This window comes from Variovorax sp. PAMC26660, assembly GCF_014302995.1.
GTDB lineage: Bacteria > Pseudomonadota > Gammaproteobacteria > Burkholderiales > Burkholderiaceae_C > Variovorax.
This window is the reverse complement of the sequence record NZ_CP060295.1, coordinates 6,414,289-6,435,348: the sequence shown is the minus strand read 5'-3', so window position 1 is coordinate 6,435,348 and position 21,060 is coordinate 6,414,289. Positions and strand designations below refer to the sequence as shown.

The window sequence follows — 21,060 nt, the reverse complement described above, 5'->3', positions numbered from 1 at the left end:
GAGCGAGATTGACCAAGCCCGAGGCAGACAAAAACCCGACTGACGGGACAGCCGCAGCGAAACCTCTGCGCGTTCGCGAGGCAGTGACTACCGATGTGCAAGCCATGCTCGCGTGCGACGCGTATGCCCGGTCGAACACCGGTCGGGCAAGTCTTGTCGCCGCCGCAGTCGGGCAGCGTCAATGCACGGTGGCTGTGGAGGACGGCCGTGTCGTCGGCTACGTGGTGCTCACACACGACTTCTTCGGGAACGGCTTTGTTTCTCTTGTCGTCGTTTCGCCTGCGCACCAGCGCAAGGGCGTGGCACTTCGACTGCTTGCGGCGGCCGAGGCCGCATGCCGGACGCCCAAGCTCTTCACCTCGACAAACAGCTCCAACCTGGCGTCCCAGAGGCTCATCTCGAAGGCAGGCTTCTTGCGCAGCGGCCTGATCGAGAACCTCGATGCGCATGACCCCGAGCTTGTGTACTTCAAGTTCGTTTGATCGAGCGGGCCTATCGATCACAGGGCAGGGGCGCGATAGACACCTTGCCCTTTGGGATGACCATTACATCCGCGTACACCGAAATCGGAGAAGATGAAGCACTGGTCGCCTGAAAAACATCGATGAATTTACCGGGTCTCTCTAAATTCCGCATTGGGTTGAACACACGCCTGAGCCTTGGTGTTGCTGCGGTCGTTCTGACCGCAACTTTCGCCATCGCCACCGTGGCGCTGCACCTGGTCAAGAGTCGCATGCGCGCATCGATCGCGGACGAGCAGGTCGCGCGCGTGTCCGCCATTGCCGACGCCATCGACCAGAAGTTCAGCAGCCGCCGTACCCTGCTGCAGACCTTCGGCGACAGCGTGGAAACCCAGGGCTTCGAAAACGCCGTTCCGCTGCAGGCCTTTCTGGAAAAGCACCCGGCGCTCAAGCAGGCCTTCGACAACGTGGCCTTCATCGACATCGACGGCAACCTCGTGGCCAACCAGAACGGCGCGCAGCAGATCGGCAGCGTCAACCTCAAGGACCGCGCCTACTTTCAGGAGACGGTGAGCTCCAAGGCCGGCGTCATCTCGCAGCCTTACCGCAACCGCCTGAACGGCCTGGCGCAGGTGGCCATCACGGAGCCGGTGCTCGACAGCGCCGGGCAGGTGAAGTTCGTGATTTCCGGCGCCATCAACCTGAAAGACCGCAACGTCCTGGGCAGGCTGGCCGATGTCCGGTTCGGCAAGACCGGCTACCTGTTCATCACGACCACGGACGGCATTGTGGTCGACCATCCACGCACGTCGCGCATCCTCAATCACATTCAGGCAGACGGCGCAGGAGCGCCTGAAATCATCCGCGCCATGGCCGGTTTCGAGGGGGCGAGCGAAGGCGTCGACGAGAGCGGTGTGCCCGGCCTCTATGCCTTCGACCGCACCGAGCAGACCAACTGGATCGTCGGGGCCATGTACCCGCGCGCCGAGGCTTTCGCCCGCCTCGATGCCATCGAACGCGGCGCCTGGCTCGGTGCGTTTTTGCTCGCGCTGTCGGCGGGCACGCTGGCACTGGGTGTGGTGCGGCGGCAATTGAGGCCATTGGCCGACCTGCACCGGCACATGCAGTTTGCGCAGGACGCGCCCACGGAAGTCGCGGCGCCGCGCAGCTACGCGCAGGACGAGATCGGCGATCTCTCGCGAACCTTCGATGAACTGATGGCGCAACGGCGCGCCAGCGAGGTCAGCCTGGCGCACAGCGCGGCGCAGGTCCGCACCATCGCGGACAACATCCCGGCGATGGTTTCGCACGTCGACGCGTCGCTGCGCTACACGTTCGTCAACGCGCACATCCGGGCGCTGCACAAGAACGCGCCGCTGGTCGGCCGGTTGATGCCCGAGGTTCGCGGCGAGAAGGACTTCGCTGTCGTCGAGCCGCATTTCCGGCGTGCGCTGGCTGGCGAGACCGTCATCATCGAGAAGACCGGCGACCCGGCGCTCGGCATCGGCGACCGCACCTTCAAGGCCCACTACATCCCCGACCATGATGCGGATGGCGTCGTACAGGGTGTGTTCTCGATGACCTTCGACATCACGGAAGACGTGAACATCCGCAAGGCGTTGACCGAGCAGGAGAAGCGGGTGCGCGACGTGACCGACAGCATCCCCGCGCTGGTCGGTTACTTCGATCGCAACCAGAACTGCCTGTACGGCAACAGCCGGGCGCGGCAGATGGCGGGCGTGGGCAACGGCTCGCTGCAGGGCCTGACATTGCGATCCGCCCTGGGCGACGCGATGTTCCGGCAGCACGAGCCCTACCTTCCCATGGTGTTCACCGGCCAGAAGGTGCGCTTTCCCGTGCATGCGCCGATGCATGACAGGGAGGGCTACTTCCAGGTCAACCTGATTCCCGACAAGAACCTGCAGGGCGAGGTTCTGGGTTTCTATCTCATGACCTTCAACATCACCGCGTTGAAGGAGGCCGAGCTGCGCCAGGCCGAGAGCGAACTGCGACTGCGCACCATCACCAACAGCATGCCGGCGCTCATCACCTACATCGACCGCGAAGAGAAGATCACCTTCGCCAACGCCACCAGCCGCGAATGGCTCGGGCTCGATCCGTCGGAAGTGCTGGGTCGTCATGTGCAGGACGTGGCCGGCCTCGACGTGTACCTCTCGCGCAAGGCCATGATCGCGCGGGCGCTGGCGGGTGAAAAGGTGGAGTTCGAAGCGCGCACCCAGCGCACGGGGTTCGAGCGCGTCACGCAGGTGATCTACGTGCCCGACACGCGCGAAGACGGATCGACGCACGGCATCTTCTCGCTCGCGCTGGACATCACCGCGCTGAAGGTGGTGGAGCACAAGCTCATCGAACTGGCGCGCCTTGACACGCTCACCGGCCTGCCGAACCGGCTGGCCTTCAACGAGTACCTGCCCGATGCGGTGCTGCGCGGGCGGCTCACGGGCAACTCGCTGGCGCTGATGTTCCTGGACATCGATCACTTCAAGGGCATCAACGACACGCTGGGCCACGCGGTGGGCGATGCCGTGCTGGTCGAATATGCGCGGCGGCTGCTGGGCAGCGTGCGCGGCACGGACATGGTGGCCCGGCTCGCCGGTGACGAGTTCGTGCTGGTGCTGGAAAACCTGAACGCACCGGACGCGGTGGCCTCGGTCGCTGAAAAAATCGTGGAGCGGATCAACGCGCCGCCTTTCGTGGTCGATGGTCAGCAGATCGAAGTCACGACCAGCATCGGCATCGCGTTTCACCGGGCGGCCGATTCTTCCGTCACCGCTGCCGAGCTGCTGGCGCGGGCCGATGCGGCGCTCTACAACGCCAAGGCGGCGGGGCGCAACCGGTTCGAGTTCTTCATTCCGGCGGGGGCTTCGGCGACGGGCAAGACAGCAGCGCCGGCCGATCCGTCTCCCGAGAAGCACTGACTTTCTCTATGGAATCAACGCGAGAACATGGTTCTCGTGGCGCCCCTCGCCAAGAACGAAATGGGTGCGCCCCTTCTCGACAAGACCGTGCTTCTCGTAGAAGCCGCACGCCCTCCGGTTCTTGACGTTGACCGACAGCCACAGCGCATCGGTACCTGTGCGCTTCCGGATCGACGCACGCGCCTCCCGCAGCAGTGCCGTACCCACACCAGCGCCCGTGAACGGCTCCTGGACATACAGCGTGCAAAGCTCCGCTTCCGCTGAAGGAATGAGCGGCTGTGCGACACCGAAGCGCACCAGCGCATAGCCGACGAGGTGACTGTCGATTTCCGCGACGAGCAGGCAAGCAGCGGCGTCTTCGGTCAGCGCGACGAACTTCGATGGCGTGAATTCCCCGAGTACATAGCGGGCGAGCAGATCGTTCACGCCCTCCGTGGCGTAGGTGCTAAGCCAGACCTGGATCGCGAGCGCGGCGAGCGTGTGTGCATCTGCTGTGACGGCAGGGCGGACGGCGATCGTGTCTCGTTCTTCGGTGGATGTTGCCGGCATGGTGTGTGTGGCTCGAAAGCGAAAGGGGCGATGCGTAGATGAAGCAGGTGTGCCGCTGGATTCTGCCTTCGCCAATCCGCTGGCGCGCCTTAAAAAAGTACCAAAGCCGCTTGACCCTCTCGCAACGTCACACCCTACGATGCCTTCAACTTGGAGAGAGAAGGCATGCTTTTGAAGATTGGCGAACTCGCCCGGCGCACCGGACTGACGGTGCGTGCGCTGCGGCACTACGGGGACATCGGCCTGCTGGTTCCGTCCGGCCGCTCGGTCGGCGGCTACCGCCTGTACGACCGCAAGGACATCGCGCGGCTGTACCGCATCCAGGCGCTGCGGCGGCTCGATCTGTCACTGGCCGAGATTCAGGGTCTGCTCGACAACGCGGCAAACGGTCTTTCGGAGGTCGTTGCGCAACAGGTGACGCAGCTCGACCGCGAGATCAAGCAGGCAACCGCACTGCGCACGCATCTGCTCGCGCTGCAGGCCCAATTGAAGGCCAGCGAGGAGCCGGCGGTCGACGACTGGCTGGTCGCGCTCGAAAGCATGGTGGCGGGCTCGAAGTACTTCAGCGACGACGAACTCCACCAGATGAAGACGCAGCGCGACGGCTTCAACGACGCGGTCGCGCCCGAGCGGGCCGCACTGACCGCCACGCTCCACGGGCTGATGGCGTCCGGCGCATCGCCGCAGAGCCAGCCCGCGCAAGCCTTGGCGCAGCGATGGATTGCGTTGCTGCTCGAAGAAGCCGGCGGCGACGAAGGCCTGCTCATCAAGCTCTACACGATGCATTGGAACGAGCGGGCGTTGCATTCGATGACCGGCATCGACCAGGCCGGCATGACGTACATCTCGCATGCGATGGCTCATGGGCGCCTGCAGTTGTACGCCGCCTACTGCAGCGCCGATGAGATGGCGACGCTGCGGGACCACTACGTCGCGCAGACCGATGCGTGGCCGCCGCTCATTGCCGAGGTGCGCCGCCAGTTGTTGCGGGGCGTGGCGCCGGGCAGCGCGGACATGCGCACGCTGGCGCGCCAGTGGCAGGCGCTGTCGCTGGCCAAGGCGGGCGGGGACATCGCGCTGCAGTCGAAGCTGCAGGTCGCCTTCAACAACGAGCCCGCCTTGCGCACTGGCTCGGGCATCGATGCCGCGCTGGCCGCCTATGTCCAGCAGGCCATCGATTCGCTCGAAGCACCCGAATCCATTCAGTAGACAGAAAGCCAAGGAAACACTTGAACCCCACGACCCAGGCCAATGCCCATTTCTTCAGCGGCAACTACGCACCGCTGACCGAGGAGCACGACATTGCCGCACTCGAAATCACCGGCAGCTTTCCCCCGGAACTCTCGGGCACGCTCTACCGCGTGGGCCCGAGCCCGCAGTACGCGCCGCGCGACGACAACTACCACTGGTTTTCCGGCGACGGCATGGTGCATGCGTTCCATGTCGCCGATGGCAAGGTGTCGTACAGCAACCGCTGGGCGCGCACGCCCAAGTGGCAACTGGAGCACGAAGCAGGGCGCGCGCTGTTCGGCACCTTCGGCAATCCGGCAACAAGCGATCCGCTCGCGCTGGGCCGCAACGGCGGCACGGCCAACACCAGCATGCTGTGGCACGGCGGCAGGCTGTTCGCGTTGGAGGAATCGCATCAGCCCTTCGAGCTTGATGCGCGCACGCTGGCGTCCAAAGGGCACCAGAGTTTTGGCGATCGGCTCACCACGCGTTGCACCGCGCATCCGAAGGCCGACCCGGAAAGCGGTGAGCTGCACTTCTTCGCCTACTCGCCCGATGGCCCCGGCACGCCGGGCATGCTCTATGGCGTGATGGACGCCGAATGCGAAGTGACGCAGTTGCAGTCCTTCACCGCGCCATACGCCAGCATGGCGCACGACTTCATGCTCACGCGCGGTCATGTGCTGTTTCCGGTCATGCCCCTGACGACCAGCGTGGAGCGCGCGATGCGCGGCAAGCCGCTGCTGGCCTGGGATGGCGACAAGCGGACGCATGTGGGCGTGATGCGGCGGGGCAGCAGCGTGGACACGATGCGTTGGTTCGACACCGACGCATGCCACGTCTTCCACGTGATGAACGCGTGGGACGACGGCGACGCCATCGTGGCCTATGTGATGCAGTCCGACACCGCCCCGGGCCTGCCCGACGCCGAAGGCAGGCCGGGCGATCCGCAAGCCATGGCCGCACGCCTGTGTCGCTGGACCTTCGACATGGCCGGTGCCGGCACGCAGTTCAAGCGCGAATACCTCGACGACCTTGTGGCGGAGTTCCCGCGCATCGACGAGCGCTTCACCGGGCGGCGCAATCGCTACGGCTTCTACACCTGCCACTCGGTTGCGCGCCCGAGGGACGATGCTGAAAGCGTTCTCTACGACAGCCTGGCGTGTTTCGATTTCGTCACCGGCGAGCGTCGCATCCACACACTGCCGCCCGGCGATGTGTTCTCGGAGCCGGTGTTCGTGCCGCGCCACGCCGATGCGCAAGAAGGCGACGGCTGGTTGCTGGCCGTCGCCTGGAGAGAGAAGGAGAACCGAAGCGACCTGCTGGTGTTCGATGCGCAGGCGCTGGCTGCGGCGCCTGTTGCGGTGGCCCGCCTGCCGCACCGCGTGCCCTTCGGCTTCCACGGGAACTGGCGGGCCAACGCTTCTTGAGGCTCGGCGGCGCTTCGGTCAGGCCCGCGCCGAAGCGCAATCGCCCAGCGAACCGTGCGTCTCGCGCTTGTCGAGCGAACGGCTCCACAGCGCGATGCCCAGGCCCACGAGCGTCAGCAGCGCAGCCACCCAGCCCAGCGCACGCAGCCCCGGTCCGTGATCGATCACCACGCCGCCGACCCAGGCGCCGAGCGCGTTGCCGAGGTTGAAGGCCGCGATGTTGAGGCTCGACGCAAGGTTCTGGCCCGCACCCGAGGCCTTCTCCAGCACCCGCAACTGCATCGGCGCCACCGTGGCGAACGAGGCCACGCCGAGCAGTCCGACGAAAACCACGGCAGTGAACGGCGTGCCGATGGTGAACTGCATCGCACCGAGCACCACGGCCAGCGCCACCAGCGTGCCGAGCACGGCGGGCATCACCGAGCGGTCGGCCAGCTTGCCGCCCAGGATGTTGCCGATGGCCAGTCCGCCACCGAACACCAGCAGGATGGGTGACACGGCCGATTCCGACAGGCCGGTGATCTGCGTCAGCAGCGGCTGGATGTAGGTGAACACCACGAACACGCCGGCAAAGCCGAGCACCGTCATCGCCAGGCCGAGCAGCACCTGCGGCCGCGCCAGCACGGCGAGTTCTTCGCGTAGCGGGGCAGGCTTGGTTTCGCCCTTGACGCGGGGCACGAACACCGCGAGCACGGCAAATGCCAGCACGCCGATCACCGTCACGGCCCAGAAAGCCGCGCGCCAACCGAACTGCAGGCCCAGCCACGCACCGGCCGGGACGCCGAGCAGCGTGGCGGCGGTAAGGCCGGTGAACATGATCGCGATGGCCGAAGCGCGGCGTTCCGGCGCCACGAGCCCGGTGGCAACCACCGAGCCGACGCCGAAGAAGGTGCCGTGCGCCAGCGAGGTGATCACCCGCGCGGCCATCAGCATTTCGTAGTTGGGCGCCAGCGCACAGGCGAGATTGCCGAGCGTGAAGATCGCCATCAGCGCGAGTAGCACCGTCTTGCGTGGCAGCTTGCGCGTGGCAATGGTGAGCACAGGCGCGCCGACCGCGACGCCGAGCGCATAGCCCGAGATCAGCAGGCCGGCGGCCGTGATGGTGACGTGAAGGTCCGTCGAAACCTGCATCAGCAGGCCCATGATGACGAACTCGGTGGTGCCTATTCCGAAGGCACCGGCGGTGAGGGCGAGAAGAGCGATGGGCATGATGGCCTGTACTGTGCAGACATTCGCCTTCGATGACTAGAATGCCGCCCCGACAAGCACTTGTGAGTTCAACTCACAAAGAAGGACGAAAACCATGCCCCGTCTCGATGTCAACCGCTCCGGCGAAATGGAAGCCTTCGTGCAGGTGGTCGAGTCGGGCGGTTTCTCGGCCGCGGCGCGCGTGTTGGGCATGACGCCCTCGGCCATCAGCAAGCTGGTCGCGCGGCTCGAACTGCGGCTGGGCATCCAGTTGGTGCACCGTTCCACGCGCAAGCTGCAGCTCACGCCCGAGGGGCTTCACTTCTACGAGCGCAGCACCCGCGTGCTGGCCGACATGGACGAGGCCGAGCGCTGCGCGGCCGCCGGTGCCGCACCGCGCGGGCGCGTGAGCATCAACGCCAGCGTGTCCTTCGGGCAGCACAAGCTGGTGCCGCTGGTGCCGCGCCTGCTGGAGATGCATCCGCAGATCACGCTCGACATTGCGCTGACGGACCGCATCGTCGACCTGATGGACGAGCGCGCCGACATCGCGATCCGCTGGGGCCAGTTGCCGTCGTCCGATTTGGTGGCGCGGCGGCTCGGCGAAACGAGCCAGGCCATCGTGGCTGCGCCGGCCTACCTGGCGAAGTACGGCACGCCGCGCACACCGCAGGAACTGGAAGCGCACAACCGCCTGGGCTGGAGCTACCGGCGCAATGCACCCGACTGGCCATTGCGCGTTGACGGCCGAATGATCGCGCTGCCGGTGGTCGGCCCGGTGCGTGCGGCCGACGGCGAAACGCTGCGGCACCTGGCCATTGCGGGCGCCGGCGTGGCGCGGCTGTCGCTGTACCACGTGCAGCACGACATCGATGCGGGCCGGCTGGTGCCCTTGCTCGACGAGTTCAACCCTGGCGAGATCGAGCCGATCCACGCGGTGTACATCGGCAAGGCGGGTACGCTGCCAGCGCGAGTGCGCGCGGTGCTCGACTTTCTGGTGGCCTGCTCGGGCGTGGGCGACGGGCGCTACACGCTCAAGCGCACAGCGCCGATGCCCGGGAATTCCGCCGTCACCTGATCGCCACGGCGGCATGGCAGCACGCCGACCCAGGAGCCGGTCGTCACGACGGTGCCGGCCGGCACGGTCTGGCCGTGGCGCGTGAGGTGGCGCAGCCAGATCGGCAGCAGCCAGGCTGGGTCCGACAGCGGATGGGTGCCGACGCGTACCACGGTTTCCGCATCGCCGACTTTGGTTTCGCAGCGTTGCGAAGCCCAGTCGACGGCGGCATAAGGCAGCCATTCGCCGAGCACCAATGCGCCGTGTACCTGCGAATCGGCCAGCCGCAGCAGGGCGGGCGTGGCGGGCAGGTCTTGCCAGCGCGCATCGACGATTTCTACCGAAACAGTCATGGCGTCGATGAGTGATGCGGCGTCGGCGTGGTCCAGGGTTGCGGCTTGTGCGGGCGTGATGTCGCGTGCCAGTCGCAGCGCAATCTCGGCTTCGATGCCGGGCGTGTGGAACACGAGGTCACTGAAGTTCGCGGGGCTTTGCCGCACGCCTGCCGGTGGCAGCGGCGCATGTGTGAGCGTCGCGCTGCGCGAGCCGCCGCCGGATTTCCAGATGCGGGGCAGGGCGCTGGTGCCGAACCAGTCGAGTGCGGTGGCTACGGCGTCTTGTACTTCGTAGGCTTGGGTGTCGCTGGCGAGCGTGCCGGTCCAGGGCGTGGCGTCGAGGGTGCGGTTGCCACGGCGTGCGGCGACCAGGGCGTCTGTGAGTGCGGTCTGGGATGGGGTCATCTTTGGGATCTTCTCAGGTTGGGCGATTGTTTTGGGCTGCTTGTTCAGGGCGAGTGCGAATGACACCAGGTGCTCCCCTCCGCGAATGTCCCCCGCTTCGCTCCTCCTTTATTTCGCTGCGGGGAGCACCTGGTGTCATTCGCACAGGGGCACGCTGCTGATGGATCGCAGATCAACCACCGCTCTGTCCAGCGCTCGCGCCGATACGGGGCTCTTTTTAGCTAAATAAAGGAGGAGCGAAGCGGGGGACATTCGCGAAAAAGAGCACCGTGTCGGCGTGAGCGATGCCCTGACCAGCAGCGGCGGCAAAACAAAACCAAGTCAGCTCTCGACGTGAACCTTCCCATCCTTCACAACCTTCGCCCACTTCGCAATTTCGGTGCTGATGAACTGTTTGAACTTGTCCTGCGAACCGCCGCCATCTTCAGCGCCGTAGGTATCAAGCCGCTCCTGCACATCAGGCATCGCCAACACCGCGTTCACATCGCGATTGACCTTCTGCGCAATCGCCGGCGGCAGCTTGCCGGGCCCGGCGAGCCCATACCAGGTGGTCGCCTCGAAACCCTGGAAACCTTGTTCCTGCATCGTCGGCACATTCGGGTGGCCCTTCGCACGCTTGGTGCGCGTTTGCGCGACCGCCAGCACGCGGCCGTTCTTCACATGCGGCGTGGCTGCGGTCATGGTCTCGAAGCTGTATTGAATCTGCCCGCCCATCAGGTCGCCCAGCAACGGGCCGCTGCCCTTGTACGGCACATGCAGCGCATCGATGCCGCCCTGCAGCTTGAACATCTCCAGCGCCAGATGTTGTGCCGAACCGGCACCGGCCGAGCCGAAGCTCACGGAGCCCGGTGCGGCCTTGCACGCGGCGACGATGTCTTTCACCGTCAACGCCTTTTGCGACGGGTTCGCGATCAGCAGGTTGGGCGTGACACCCACCAGCACGATCGGCACGAAGTCGCGCTCCACGTTGTAGCGCAGCTTGGGCTGCAGGCTGGGCGCGAGCGCGTGGCTGTTGATGTGGGCCATCAGCAAGGTGCTTCCGTCGCTGGGCTGCTGCGCCACGTACTCCGCCGCGAGCACGCCGGCCACGCCGCCCTTGTTCTCGACGATGACCTGCTGGCCCCACATGATCGTGAGCTTCTGCGCGACCACGCGCGCCAGCGCATCGGTGCCGCCGCCCGGTGGAAAGCCCACCACGATGCGCACCGGCCCGGAAGGCCACTCCTGCGCGAAAAGTCGTGGCACGCCCAGGCTGGCGGCTGCCGCGCCCGCGGCTTGAATGAGGGAACGTCTTTGCATCATCTTTGTCTCCGTGGTGTTGGGGTCCGATGCGTGCCGGGCAAGAAGGCCCGGCAAGTTGTTGGCCGTCGCGTCGTTCGAGCGAGGTGATGCGGCCTGGTGTGTTTTGCGCTCAGGCAGCCTTCTGTAGACCGGCAGGCGCCGCCGCGTGGTTCGCGAAATGGTCCATGGCCGCATGCACGCCGCTGCCGGCCAGCTTGATGCCGATGAGCTTCATGCCCATCTCGACGCCCGCGACCATCGCAACCAGCGTCAAGTCGTTGCTGTCACCGAGATGCCCCATGCGGAACATGCGGCCCTTGAGCTTGCCGAGGCCCGTGCCCAGCGACAGGTCGAAGCGCTGGTGGATCAGCCGGCGCAGCGCATCGGCATCGACGCCCACGGGGGTGATCACGCCGGTGAGCACTGGTGAGTACACGGCAGGGTCTGCGCATTGGATCGGCAGGCCCCACGCATTGACGGCGGCGCGCACGCCGGCGCCCCAGCGCTGGTGCCGTGCGAACACGTTGTCCAGCCCTTCGCCGAGGATCATGTCCAGCGATTCCGACAGGCCGTACAGCAGGTTGGTGTTGGGCGTGTAGGGCCAGTAGCCGTCCTTGTTCATCTCGACGATCTCATCCCAGGCCCAGAAGGCGCGCGGCAGCTTGGCGGTCTTCGAGACTTCGAGCGCGCGCGGCGACAGCGCATTGAAGCTGATGCCCGGCGGCAGCATCAGGCCCTTTTGCGAGCCGCTGATGGTCACGTCCACGCCCCATTCGTCGTGCCGGAAATCGGCGCTCGCCAGACCCGAGATGCTGTCGACCATCAGCAGGGCGGGGTGGCCCGCCGCATCGATGGCCTTGCGCACCGAGGCGATGTCGGAGGTGACGCCGGTGGAGGTCTCGTTGTGCACCACGCACACGGCCTTGATCTTCTTTTCGGTGTCCTTGCGAAGCCGCGCTTCGATGAGTTCGGCCTGCACGCCGTGGCGCCAGCTCGGCGCGTTGGGCAGGTGCTCGTCGGTGCCGCCCGCGGCCAGGAATTCGGTCGACAGGCCCAGGCGCGTGGCCATCTTCTGCCACAGCGAAGCGAAGTGGCCTGTCTCGTACATCAGCACGTGGTCGCCGGGGCTCAGCGTGTTGGCGAGCGCGGCCTCCCATGCGCCCGTGCCCGATGCGGGGTAGATGGCGACCGGGTGCTTCGTCTTGAAGATCTCCTTGATGCCGCCGAGCACCTTCAGGCCGAGCGTGCCGAACTCGGGCCCGCGGTGGTCGATGGTGGGCAGGCTCATGGCCCGCAGGATGCGATCGGGCACCGGGCTGGGGCCGGGGATCTGGAGGAAGTGGCGGCCGGTGGGGTGGATGTCGAGTTGAAGCATGGACTTTCCTTTCGCATTCAGTTTTGCATTCAAAATGCATTTTTGTTTGATGGTTTACCCTTAAATATAAGGCTTGTGGCCCTTCTTTTTTGCATTCAAAATGCATTCAAGGGACACAAACCATGACAGCAGACATCATCGAAATCTCGCGCCTCGCACTGCATGACCAGGTGGCGTCACGCCTGCGCACCATGCTGGTCGAGGGGCACATCGCGCCCGGCGCCAAGCTCAACGAACGCGAGCTGTGCCTGCAGATGCACGTGTCGCGCACGCCGCTGCGCGAGGCCATCAAGCTGCTGGCGGCCGAAGGACTGGTCGACCTGTTGCCCAACCGCGGCGCGGTGGCGGTGAAGCTCACCGAGGCCGACGTGCTCAACACCTTCGAGGTGTTGGCCATGCTCGAGGGCATGTCGGGCGAGCTGGCGGCCAAGCGCATCACCGACGAAGAACTGGCCGAGGTGCGCGCGCTGCACTACGAAATGATGGCCTGCTTCTCGCGGCGCGACCTGTCGGGCTACTACCGCATCAACGCGCGCATCCACACGGCCATCAACGAGGCTGCGGGCAACCCGGTGCTGTCGAACACCTACCGCTCGATCAATGCGCGCGTGCAGTCGCTGCGCTTTCGCACCAACCAGAACGAGACCAAGTGGAAACACGCGGTCGAAGAGCACGAACAGATGATCGACGCGCTCGCCGCGCGCGATGCCGCCGGCATGCGCAAGGTGCTCGTGGCGCACGTGCTGCGCAAGCGCGACACCGTGCTGGAGCTGCTGCGCGCCGGCGAGATCTATCCCCAGGCCAACAACAAAGCGAGCTGACCCCCAACATGCGCATCGATCCCGCCAGCCACATACAGCCAGCCGGAACCGTTCTTCCGCCCAACGACACCTGCGAACTGCTCGCGCGCCGGTTGCGCGCCGACACGCAAGGCGAAGTGTTGTTCGACGACGGCTCGCGCGGGCGCTACGCCACCGATGCGTCGATCTACCAGATCACGCCGGTCGGCGCCTTCGTGCCGACGAACGAGCGCGACATCGCCACCGCCATCGACATCGCGCGCGACCTGAAGGTGCCGGTGCTGGCGCGCGGCGGCGGCACCAGCCAGTGCGGCCAGACCACGGGCGCGGCGCTGGTCATCGACAACAGCAAGCACTTTCGGCGCGTGCTCGATGTGAACGTGGAGGAGGGCACCGCCACCGTCGAGCCCGGCCTGGTGCTCGATCATCTGAACGCACAGCTCAAGCCGCACGGGCTCTGGTATCCGGTCGATGTGTCGACCAGCGCGCAGGCCACGCTCGGCGGCATGGCGGGCAACAACTCCTGCGGCTCGCGCTCCATCGCCTACGGCAACATGGTGCACAACGTGCTGGGCGTGAATGCGTGGCTGTCGAGCGGCGAGCTGGTCGAGTTCGGCCCGCAGCCGCTGCTGGGCGTGCGTGCCGCCGGCATTGCGCAGTTCGTGCGCGGGCTGGCGCGGCAGCATCGCGAGCAGATCGCCGAGCACTGGCCCAAGGTGATGCGCCGCGTGGCGGGCTACAACCTCGACATCTTCGACAACCAGAGCGAGCGGCCCTATACCGTCGATGGCAGCGTGAACCTTGCGCACCTGCTGATCGGCTCCGAAGGCACGCTGGCCTACACGAAGAGCCTGAAGCTCAAGCTCGCGCCGCTGCCGCGCGCCAAGGTGCTGGGCATCGTCAACTTCCCGACCTTCCATGCGGCGATGGATGCGGCGCAGCACATCGTCAAGCTGAGCCCTACGGCGGTGGAACTGGTCGACCGCACGATGATCGAGTTGAGCCTGACGAACCCCGCGTTCAAGCCCACGGTCGAGACGGCGCTGATCGGCAAGCCCGCGGCCATCCTGCTGGTGGAGTTCTCCGGCGCCGACAAGGCCGCGTTGCTGCTGCAGTTGAAGCAGCTCGTCGAGCTGATGGGCGACCTCGGCCTGCCGGGCAGCGTGGTCGAAATGCCCGACGATGCACGCCAGAAGAACCTGTGGGAAGTGCGCAAGGCCGGCCTCAACATCATGATGAGCCTCAAGGGCGACGGCAAACCCGTGAGCTTCATCGAAGACTGCGCGGTGCCGCTGGAGAGCCTGGCCGAATACACCGACGCGCTGACCGAGGTGTTCGCCAAGTACGGCAGCCGCGGCACCTGGTACGCCCATGCCTCGGTCGGCACGCTGCATGTGCGGCCGATCCTCGACATGCGCGTGGATGGTGGCGCGAAGATGCGCGCCATTGCCGAAGAAGCCTCCGCGTTGGTGCGCAAGTACAAGGGCGCCTTCAGCGGAGAACATGGCGACGGCCTGTGTCGTGGTGAGTGGATCGAATGGCAGTTCGGCCCGGCCATCAACGAGGCCTTTCGCGCCATCAAGCAGAAGCTCGATCCGGCCAACCTGTTCAACCCCGGCAAGATCATCGACCCGCCGCGCATGGACGACGGCGCGCTGTTCCGCTTTGCACCGCCCACCGCACCGAAGCCGTATCGCCGCATCGAGCTGAAGCCGGTGCTCGATTGGTCGGCCTGGAACGTCAACGCCGACCCGGTGACCGAAGAGACCACCGCGCCCGGCACCGGCGGCGACAGCACCGGTGGCCTGGCCAAAGCGGTGGAGATGTGCAACAACAACGGCCACTGCAGAAAGTTTGATGCCGGCACCATGTGCCCGAGCTACCGCGTGACGCGCGACGAGCAGCACCTGACACGCGGCCGCGCCAACACATTGCGCCTTGCACTGTCGGGGCAGCTCGGTCCCGATGCCTTCACCAGCGAAGCCATGCACGACACCATGGACCTGTGCGTCGGCTGCAAAGGCTGCAAGCGCGACTGCCCAACGGGTGTCGACATGGCGAAGATGAAGATCGAGTTTCTCGACCACTACAAGAAGCGCCACGGCCACACGCTGAAGGACAAGCTGGTCGCCTACATGCCCGACTACGCACACAAGGCCAGCCGCATGCCCTGGCTGCTGAACCTGCGCAACAGCGTGCCCGGCGCCGCATGGCTGGGCGAAAAGCTGCTGGGCTTTTCGGCGAAGCGTTCGCTGCCTGAGTGGCGCAGCGACACCTTCTGGCGCGCCAAGGGCAACGAACCGGGCCTGTTCACGGACCAGGCCTCGGTGCTGTCGGTCGTGGCGCGCGGCGGCAAGGCGGCCGTGCTGTTCGTGGACACCTTCAACGGCACCTTCGAGAGCGAGAACGCCTTTGCAGCCGCGCGCGTGCTCGAAGCCGCAGGGTACGTGCTGCACACGGTGGAAAAGCGCGGCGGCCACCATTGCTGCGGCCGGACCTTCCTGGCGAGTGGCATGGTTGCAGAGGCCAAGCTGCGCGCCGAGGCGCTGATCGATGCGCTGCTGCCGCTGGCACAGGCTGGCATTCCCATCGTCGGGCTGGAGCCCTCGTGCCTGCTCACGCTGCGCGACGAAACACTGGCGATGGGTTTCGGCGACAAGGCCCACACCGTGGCCAAACAGGCACTGCTGTTCGAGGAATTCATTGCGCGCGAGATCAAGGCCGGCCGCTTCGAGCTGGCGCTGAAACCATCCACCGGCCCGATCCTTCTGCACGGCCACTGCCACCAGAAGGCCTTCGGCGCGGTGAGCCCGGTGATGGAGGTGCTGAAGCTGATTCCCGGCGCGCAACCCGAGCTGATTGAAAGTTCGTGTTGCGGCATGGCCGGCAGCTTCGGCTACGAGGCGAGCCATTTCGACGTGTCGATGCAGATGGCCGAGGCCAGCCTGCTGCCTGCCATCCGCGCGAAGCCCGACGCAGTCGTGGTGGCAGACGGCACGAGTTGCCGCCACCAGATCGAAGACGGCGCGCAACGCGAGGCCGTGCACGTGGCCGTGCTGCTGGAGCGGCACCTGTTGCGCAGCAGCGAACGGGTGGCCGGCGCGGCTTGAGGGGAGTCCCCGCCAGCAGGATCGGGCAGGGTGCCGCAAAATGGGCGGCCCCCATCGCCCCGATGTCGACCTCGCTCACTTCCACAGCCGTCCCGGCGCAGCCTGCTCTTCGACTCGCGTTCGCGCTCTCGATGGGGGCGGCCGTGTCGCTCGGCATCACGCGTTTCGCCTACGGGCTGCTGCTGCCGCCGATGCGCGCCGACCTGGGCTGGAGCTATGCGCTGGCCGGCGGCATGAACACGGCGAATGCGGTGGGCTACCTGATCGGTGCGCTGATCACGCCGATGCTGATGCGGCGCTTCGGCGTGACCCGGCTGCTGGTGGTCGGCGCGGTGCTGGCAAGTGTCTTCATGGCAGGCAGCGGCTTCGTGACCGCGGCGCCGGCCCTGCTGCTGCAGCGCCTGCTGGCCGGCATCGCCAGCGCCTGGGTGTTCGTGGCGGGCGGCTTGCTGGCCGCGCGGCTCGGCGAGGCCGGGTCTTCGCGGGGCGGCCTGTTGCTCGGCATCTATTACGGAGGCACCGGCTTCGGCATCGCGTTGTCCGCGCTGCTCGTGCCGCAGGTGTTGCGCGCGGCGGCCGAAGTGCCGCATGGCTGGACCTGGGCGTGGTGGGCATTGGCGATCGCGAGCGCGGCCGCCACCTGCCTGCTGGCCTGGGCGGCCCGCGCGATGCCGGACAGGCCGGCTGCGCACACCGCGCAGTCGACTGCGCCAACAGCCAGCGCATCGCCGGTCGCGCTGCACCGCTTCGGCTGGGCGCTTGCCGGCTACGCGCTGTTCGGCATGGGCTACATCGGCTATATGACGTTCGTGATCGCGCTGCTGCGGGAGCAGGGCGCCAGCGCCGGCTTCGTCACCCTGTTCTATGCCTTGCTGGGTGTCGCGTGCGTGGCGTCTTCGCGCTTGTGGGCCGGACTGCTCGACCGCTACCACGGCGGCCAGCCGCAGGCGTTGCTGAACGGGCTGCTCGGCGTGGCCACGCTGCTGCCGGTGCTGAGCCCCTCGGCGCCGATGGCGCTGGTGTCGGGCGTGCTGTTCGGCGGGGTGTTCCTGTCGGTGGTGGCGTCGACCACCGCGCTGGTGCGCCACAACCTGCCGCCCGCGCGCTGGGTGCAGGGCATCAGCATGTTCACCATTGTTTTCGCGGCGGGGCAGATCGTCGGGCCGACCGTCACGGGCTGGATTTCCGATGGCTCCGGCGGGCTGGCGCGGGGTCTCGTGGCTTCGTCGGTCATGTTGTGGGCGGCCGCTGTGCTGGCGTCGCGCCAGCATTCGCTGCGGGAGGCGTGATGAGCGGCTTTGCCTTGTTCGAAACTTCCATCGGCATGTGCGCCCTGGCGTGGGGCCCACAGGGGCTGGTCGGCGTTCAACTGCCCGCCGACGACGGCGAGCCGGCCACGCGGGCGCGCATGAAGCGGCGCTTTCCGGATTTGCGCGAAGGGCTACCCGACGAGACGGCACAGCGCGCCATCTCGGCCATCCAGGGTCTGCTGCAGGGGCTGCACGACGACCTGAGCCACATCGAACTCGACATGCGCGGCGTGTCGGAGTTTCACCAGCGCATCTACGCCATCGCGCGGCGCATTCCACCCGGGCAGACGCGCACCTATGGCGAGATTGCCGAAGAGCTGGGCGACAAGGGCCTGTCGCGTGCCGTGGGCCAGGCGATGGGCCACAACCCGTTTGCGCCCGTGGTGCCTTGTCACCGCGTGCTGGCGGCTGGCAACAAGCCTGGAGGTTTTTCTGCCGGCGGCGGTGCGCTGACCAAGTTGAAGATGCTCGCCATCGAAGACGCGCGGCCTAACGGGATGGCGTCGCTGTTCTAGGACGAAATCGGGTCTTTTTCCGTCTCGCGCGCTGCTGTTCAGGGCGTCGCTCACGCCGACACGGTGCTCTTTTTCGCGAATGTCCCCCGCTTCGCTCCTCCTTTATTTAGCTAAAAAGAGCCCCGTATCGGCGTGAGCGTTGGACAGAGTGGTCGTTGATCGCAGGATCAATCAGAGCGTGCGCATGTGCGAATGACGCCAGGTGCTCCCCGCAGCGAAATAAAGGAGGAGCGAAGCGGGGGACATTCGCGGAGGGGAGCACCTGGCGTCATTCGCACTCGCCCTGAACAAAAGTCCCCAGAACCCAAGGCGTAGTCAGCGATCCAGCCCCGCAAGACAGACGTACTTCACTTCAAGGAAGTCATCGAGCCCGTACTTCGACCCTTCACGCCCCAGCCCCGATTGCTTGACGCCACCGAACGGCGCCTCTGCCGTCGAAACCAGCCCCGTGTTCACCCCCACGATGCCCGACTCCAGCGCCTCGGCCACGCGCATGATCCGCCCGATGTCGCGACTGTAGAAATACGCAGCCAGCCCGAACTCGGTGTCGTTGGCTGCTGCAATCGCTTCGGCCTCGGTGTCGAAGGCAAAGATCGGCGCCAAGGGCCCGAAGGTTTCTTCGCGTGCGAACAGCATGTCGGCCGTCGCACCGCCGATGACGGTCGGCTCGTAGAACAGGCCCCCCAGCGCATGCCGCTTGCCACCAGCCAGCACCTTGCCACCCTTGGCCAGCGCATCGGCCACATGCTCTTCGATCTTCTCGACCGCCTTGCCGTCGATCAGCGGGCCTTGCGTGACGCCCGCCTCGGTGCCGTCGCCGACCTTGAGCGCGTTGACCTTGGCCACCAGCTTCTGCGTGAAGGCTTCGAGTACACCGCGCTGCACATAGATGCGGTTGGCGCACACACAGGTCTGGCCGGTGTTGCGGTACTTGGAGACCATCGCGCCTTCGACGGCGGCATCCACATCGGCATCGTCGAACACGATGAAGGGCGCGTTGCCGCCCAGTTCGAGCGAGAGCTTCTTGATGGTGTCGGCTGATTGCTTCATCAGCGTGCGGCCCACCTCGGTCGAGCCGGTGAAAGTCAGCTTGCGCACGATGGGGCTGCGCGTCATCTCGCCGCCGATCTTGCTGGCCGAGCCGGTGAGCACCGACAGCAGGCCCTTGGGCACGCCGGCGCGGTCGGCCAGTTCGGCGAAAGCGAGGGCAGAGAACGGTGTCTGCGTGGCGGGCTTCACCACCATGGCACAACCCGCTGCGAGCGCGGGACCGGCCTTGCGCGTGAGCATGGCGGTCGGGAAGTTCCACGGCGTGATCGCGGCCGTCACGCCCACGGGCTGCTTGAGCGCGAGGATGCGGCGATCGGCCTGTGGCGCGGGGATGGTGTCGCCATACACACGACGCGCCTCTTCCGCAAACCATTCGATGAACGAGGCGGCGTAGGCAATCTCGCCACGGCTCTCGGCCATCGGCTTGCCCTGCTCGGTGGTCATGATGAGCGCGAGGTCGTCGACGTTGGCAAGCATCAGGTCGTTGAGCCTGCGCAAGATGGCCGAGCGCTCCTTCGCAGGCACCTTGGCCCAGGCACGCTGGGCGACCTGTGCCGCCGCGATGGCGCGCACGGTCTCTTCGGTGCCGCACATCGGCACCGTGCCGATCTGCTGGCCGTTGGCGGGGTTGGTGACGGCGACGGTGGTGCCGTCATCGGCATTCACCCAAACGCCGGCAATGTAGGCCTGCTGGCGCAGCAGGGTCGGGTCTTTGAGCTTCATGGGCATGGGCGGGTACTCAGACTTGGAGGGCGGAAGCGAGGATGCCGAGGCCTTCTTCGAGCACGGCGTCCTCGATGGTCAGCGGAAACAAAAAGCGGATCACGTTGGCATACACGCCGCAGGTTAGCAGCAGCAGGCCCGCGTCGCGTGCCCGGATTTGCACCTGCTTCGTGAACTCGGGGTCGGGCGCGCCGTGGGCATCGGCGAACTCGACGGCCACCATGGCACCGAGGCCGCGCACGTCCGAAATCTGCGGCACCTTGGCGCGAAGGCCTTCCAGGCGTGCCTTGAGCCGGTCGCCCAGCACCTGCGCGCGCTCGCAGAGCTTTTCTTCCTCGATCACGTCCAGCACCGCATGGGCCGATGCGATGGCGAGCGCATTGGCGGCATAGGTGCCGCCGAGGCCGCCGGGTGCCGGTGCGTCCATGATGCTGGCGCTGCCGCACACCGCCGACAGCGGCGTGCCGCCGGCCAAACTCTTGGCCATGGTCATGAGGTCGGGCACCACGTCGCAGTGCTCCATCGCGAACCACTTGCCGGTGCGGCCGAAGCCGGTCTGGATTTCGTCGGCGATCAGCAGGATGCCGTAGCTGTCGCAGATCCGGCGCAGCGCACGCATGAACTCGGGCGGCATCGCGTAGAAACCGCCTTCGCCCTGCACCGGCTCCAGGATGATGGCGGCCACCTGCTCGGGCTCGATGTCGGCCTTGAACAGCCGGTCGATGGCGCGCAGCGAGTCCTCGACCGATATGCCGTGCAACGCAATGGGTGCGGGCACATGGAAGATGCTGCCGGGGAAGGGGCCGAAGCCGGTCTTGTAAGGCACCACCTTGCCCGTGAGCGCCATGCCCATGAAGGTGCGGCCGTGGAAGCCGCCACCCAGCGCGATCACGCCGGGGCGGCGGGTGGCTGCGCGCGCGATCTTGATGGCGTTCTCGACGGCTTCGGCGCCGGTGGTGAAGAAGGCGGTCTTCTTGGCGTGCGTGCCGGGCGTCAGCTTGTTGAGGCGCTCGGCCAGCGAGACCACGCTTTCGTACGGCACCACCTGGTAGGCGGTGTGGGTGAAGCGGTCGAGCTGCGCGCGGATTGCCTCGACCACGCGCGGATGGCGGTGGCCGGTGTTGAGCACCGCGATGCCCGAGCCGAAGTCGATGTAGCGCCGGCCTTCCACGTCCCACAGCTCGGCATTGAGCGCGCGGTCCGCGTAGATCGGAAAACCGATGCCGACGCCGCGGGGCGTGGCCGCGACACGGCGTGCGTCGATGGCGGCGTTGGTGGTGTGGGCGAGGGGGTTCATGCGGG

16 protein-coding genes are annotated in these 21,060 nt (G+C 66.4%); 9 read left to right on the top strand and 7 right to left on the bottom strand.

The annotated features are described in order from the left end of the window. Positions 1–8 precede the first annotated feature (8 nt). Together H7F35_RS30210 and H7F35_RS30205 are read left to right on the top strand one after the other, a co-directional pair. Positions 9–482 carry a GNAT family N-acetyltransferase gene (locus H7F35_RS30210; RefSeq protein ID WP_222621984.1) on the top strand — a complete coding sequence of 158 codons (474 nt, stop codon included), beginning with the start codon at positions 9–11 and terminating at the stop codon, positions 480–482. A gap of 158 nt (positions 483–640) precedes the next feature. Further along, positions 641–3,400 carry a diguanylate cyclase domain-containing protein gene (locus H7F35_RS30205; protein WP_261803417.1) on the top strand — a complete coding sequence of 920 codons (2,760 nt, stop codon included), beginning with the start codon at positions 641–643 and terminating at the stop codon, positions 3,398–3,400. A gap of 6 nt (positions 3,401–3,406) precedes the next feature. Here H7F35_RS30205 and H7F35_RS30200 read toward each other — a convergent pair whose 3' ends face one another. Beyond that, on the bottom strand, positions 3,407–3,949 hold the full coding sequence (locus tag H7F35_RS30200) for a GNAT family N-acetyltransferase (RefSeq protein ID WP_187110179.1): 543 nt from the start codon (positions 3,947–3,949) through the stop codon (positions 3,407–3,409). Between the two features lie 165 nt (positions 3,950–4,114). Between H7F35_RS30200 and H7F35_RS30195 the strand changes: the two genes are divergently transcribed. Both H7F35_RS30195 and H7F35_RS30190 read left to right on the top strand, forming a co-directional pair. Beyond that, positions 4,115–5,158, top strand: coding sequence for a MerR family transcriptional regulator (locus H7F35_RS30195; protein ID WP_187110178.1), 1,044 nt, complete (start codon positions 4,115–4,117; stop codon positions 5,156–5,158). Between the two features lie 20 nt (positions 5,159–5,178). Beyond that, positions 5,179–6,609, top strand: coding sequence for a carotenoid oxygenase family protein (locus tag H7F35_RS30190; RefSeq protein WP_187110177.1), 1,431 nt, complete (start codon positions 5,179–5,181; stop codon positions 6,607–6,609). An 18-nt stretch (positions 6,610–6,627) separates the two neighbouring features. On the opposite strand, the gene H7F35_RS30185 is transcribed toward H7F35_RS30190, so the two are convergent. Next, a complete protein-coding gene (locus H7F35_RS30185; RefSeq protein ID WP_187110176.1) occupies positions 6,628–7,818 on the bottom strand; it encodes an MFS transporter in 1,191 nt (396 codons plus the stop codon). Positions 7,819–7,912: 94 nt separating this feature from the next. Between H7F35_RS30185 and H7F35_RS30180 the strand changes: the two genes are divergently transcribed. Beyond that, the gene (locus tag H7F35_RS30180; protein WP_187110175.1) at positions 7,913–8,875 is read left to right on the top strand and encodes a LysR substrate-binding domain-containing protein; all 963 of its coding nucleotides are present in this window, start codon (positions 7,913–7,915) and stop codon (positions 8,873–8,875) included. Here the strand turns inward: H7F35_RS30180 and H7F35_RS30175 are convergent. The 3 genes from H7F35_RS30175 to H7F35_RS30165 form a co-directional block, all read right to left on the bottom strand. Further along, complete coding sequence (locus tag H7F35_RS30175) at positions 8,824–9,594, bottom strand: fumarylacetoacetate hydrolase family protein (RefSeq protein WP_187110174.1); 771 nt, start codon at positions 9,592–9,594, stop codon at positions 8,824–8,826. The two genes, H7F35_RS30180 and H7F35_RS30175, sit on opposite strands and share 52 nt — an antisense overlap. A gap of 321 nt (positions 9,595–9,915) precedes the next feature. Beyond that, positions 9,916–10,893, bottom strand: coding sequence for a Bug family tripartite tricarboxylate transporter substrate binding protein (locus tag H7F35_RS30170; protein WP_187110173.1), 978 nt, complete (start codon positions 10,891–10,893; stop codon positions 9,916–9,918). Positions 10,894–11,005: 112 nt separating this feature from the next. Continuing rightward, a complete protein-coding gene (locus H7F35_RS30165; protein ID WP_187110172.1) occupies positions 11,006–12,250 on the bottom strand; it encodes a pyridoxal-phosphate-dependent aminotransferase family protein in 1,245 nt (414 codons plus the stop codon). Between the two features lie 122 nt (positions 12,251–12,372). On the opposite strand from H7F35_RS30165, the gene H7F35_RS30160 reads away from it, so the two are divergent. The 4 genes from H7F35_RS30160 (at position 12,373) to H7F35_RS30145 (ending at position 17,985) form a co-directional block, all read left to right on the top strand. After that, complete coding sequence (locus H7F35_RS30160) at positions 12,373–13,071, top strand: GntR family transcriptional regulator (protein ID WP_187110171.1); 699 nt, start codon at positions 12,373–12,375, stop codon at positions 13,069–13,071. 8 nt (positions 13,072–13,079) lie between these two features. Next, a complete protein-coding gene (locus H7F35_RS30155; RefSeq protein WP_187110170.1) occupies positions 13,080–16,160 on the top strand; it encodes an FAD-binding and (Fe-S)-binding domain-containing protein in 3,081 nt (1,026 codons plus the stop codon). 62 nt (positions 16,161–16,222) lie between these two features. Continuing rightward, positions 16,223–17,449 (top strand): YbfB/YjiJ family MFS transporter, encoded by a 1,227-nt coding sequence (locus H7F35_RS30150; RefSeq protein ID WP_187110169.1) that lies wholly within the window; start codon positions 16,223–16,225, stop codon positions 17,447–17,449. Continuing rightward, positions 17,449–17,985, top strand: coding sequence for a methylated-DNA--[protein]-cysteine S-methyltransferase (locus tag H7F35_RS30145; RefSeq protein WP_187110168.1), 537 nt, complete (start codon positions 17,449–17,451; stop codon positions 17,983–17,985). Before H7F35_RS30150 ends, H7F35_RS30145 begins: the two co-directional genes overlap by 1 nt. Positions 17,986–18,300: 315 nt before the next feature. Here H7F35_RS30145 and H7F35_RS30140 read toward each other — a convergent pair whose 3' ends face one another. Together H7F35_RS30140 and gabT are read right to left on the bottom strand one after the other, a co-directional pair. After that, complete coding sequence (locus tag H7F35_RS30140) at positions 18,301–19,764, bottom strand: NAD-dependent succinate-semialdehyde dehydrogenase (protein WP_187110167.1); 1,464 nt, start codon at positions 19,762–19,764, stop codon at positions 18,301–18,303. 10 nt (positions 19,765–19,774) lie between these two features. Further along, positions 19,775–21,055 carry a 4-aminobutyrate--2-oxoglutarate transaminase gene (gene gabT / locus H7F35_RS30135; RefSeq protein WP_187110166.1) on the bottom strand — a complete coding sequence of 427 codons (1,281 nt, stop codon included), beginning with the start codon at positions 21,053–21,055 and terminating at the stop codon, positions 19,775–19,777. Between the last annotated feature and the right edge of the window lie 5 nt (positions 21,056–21,060).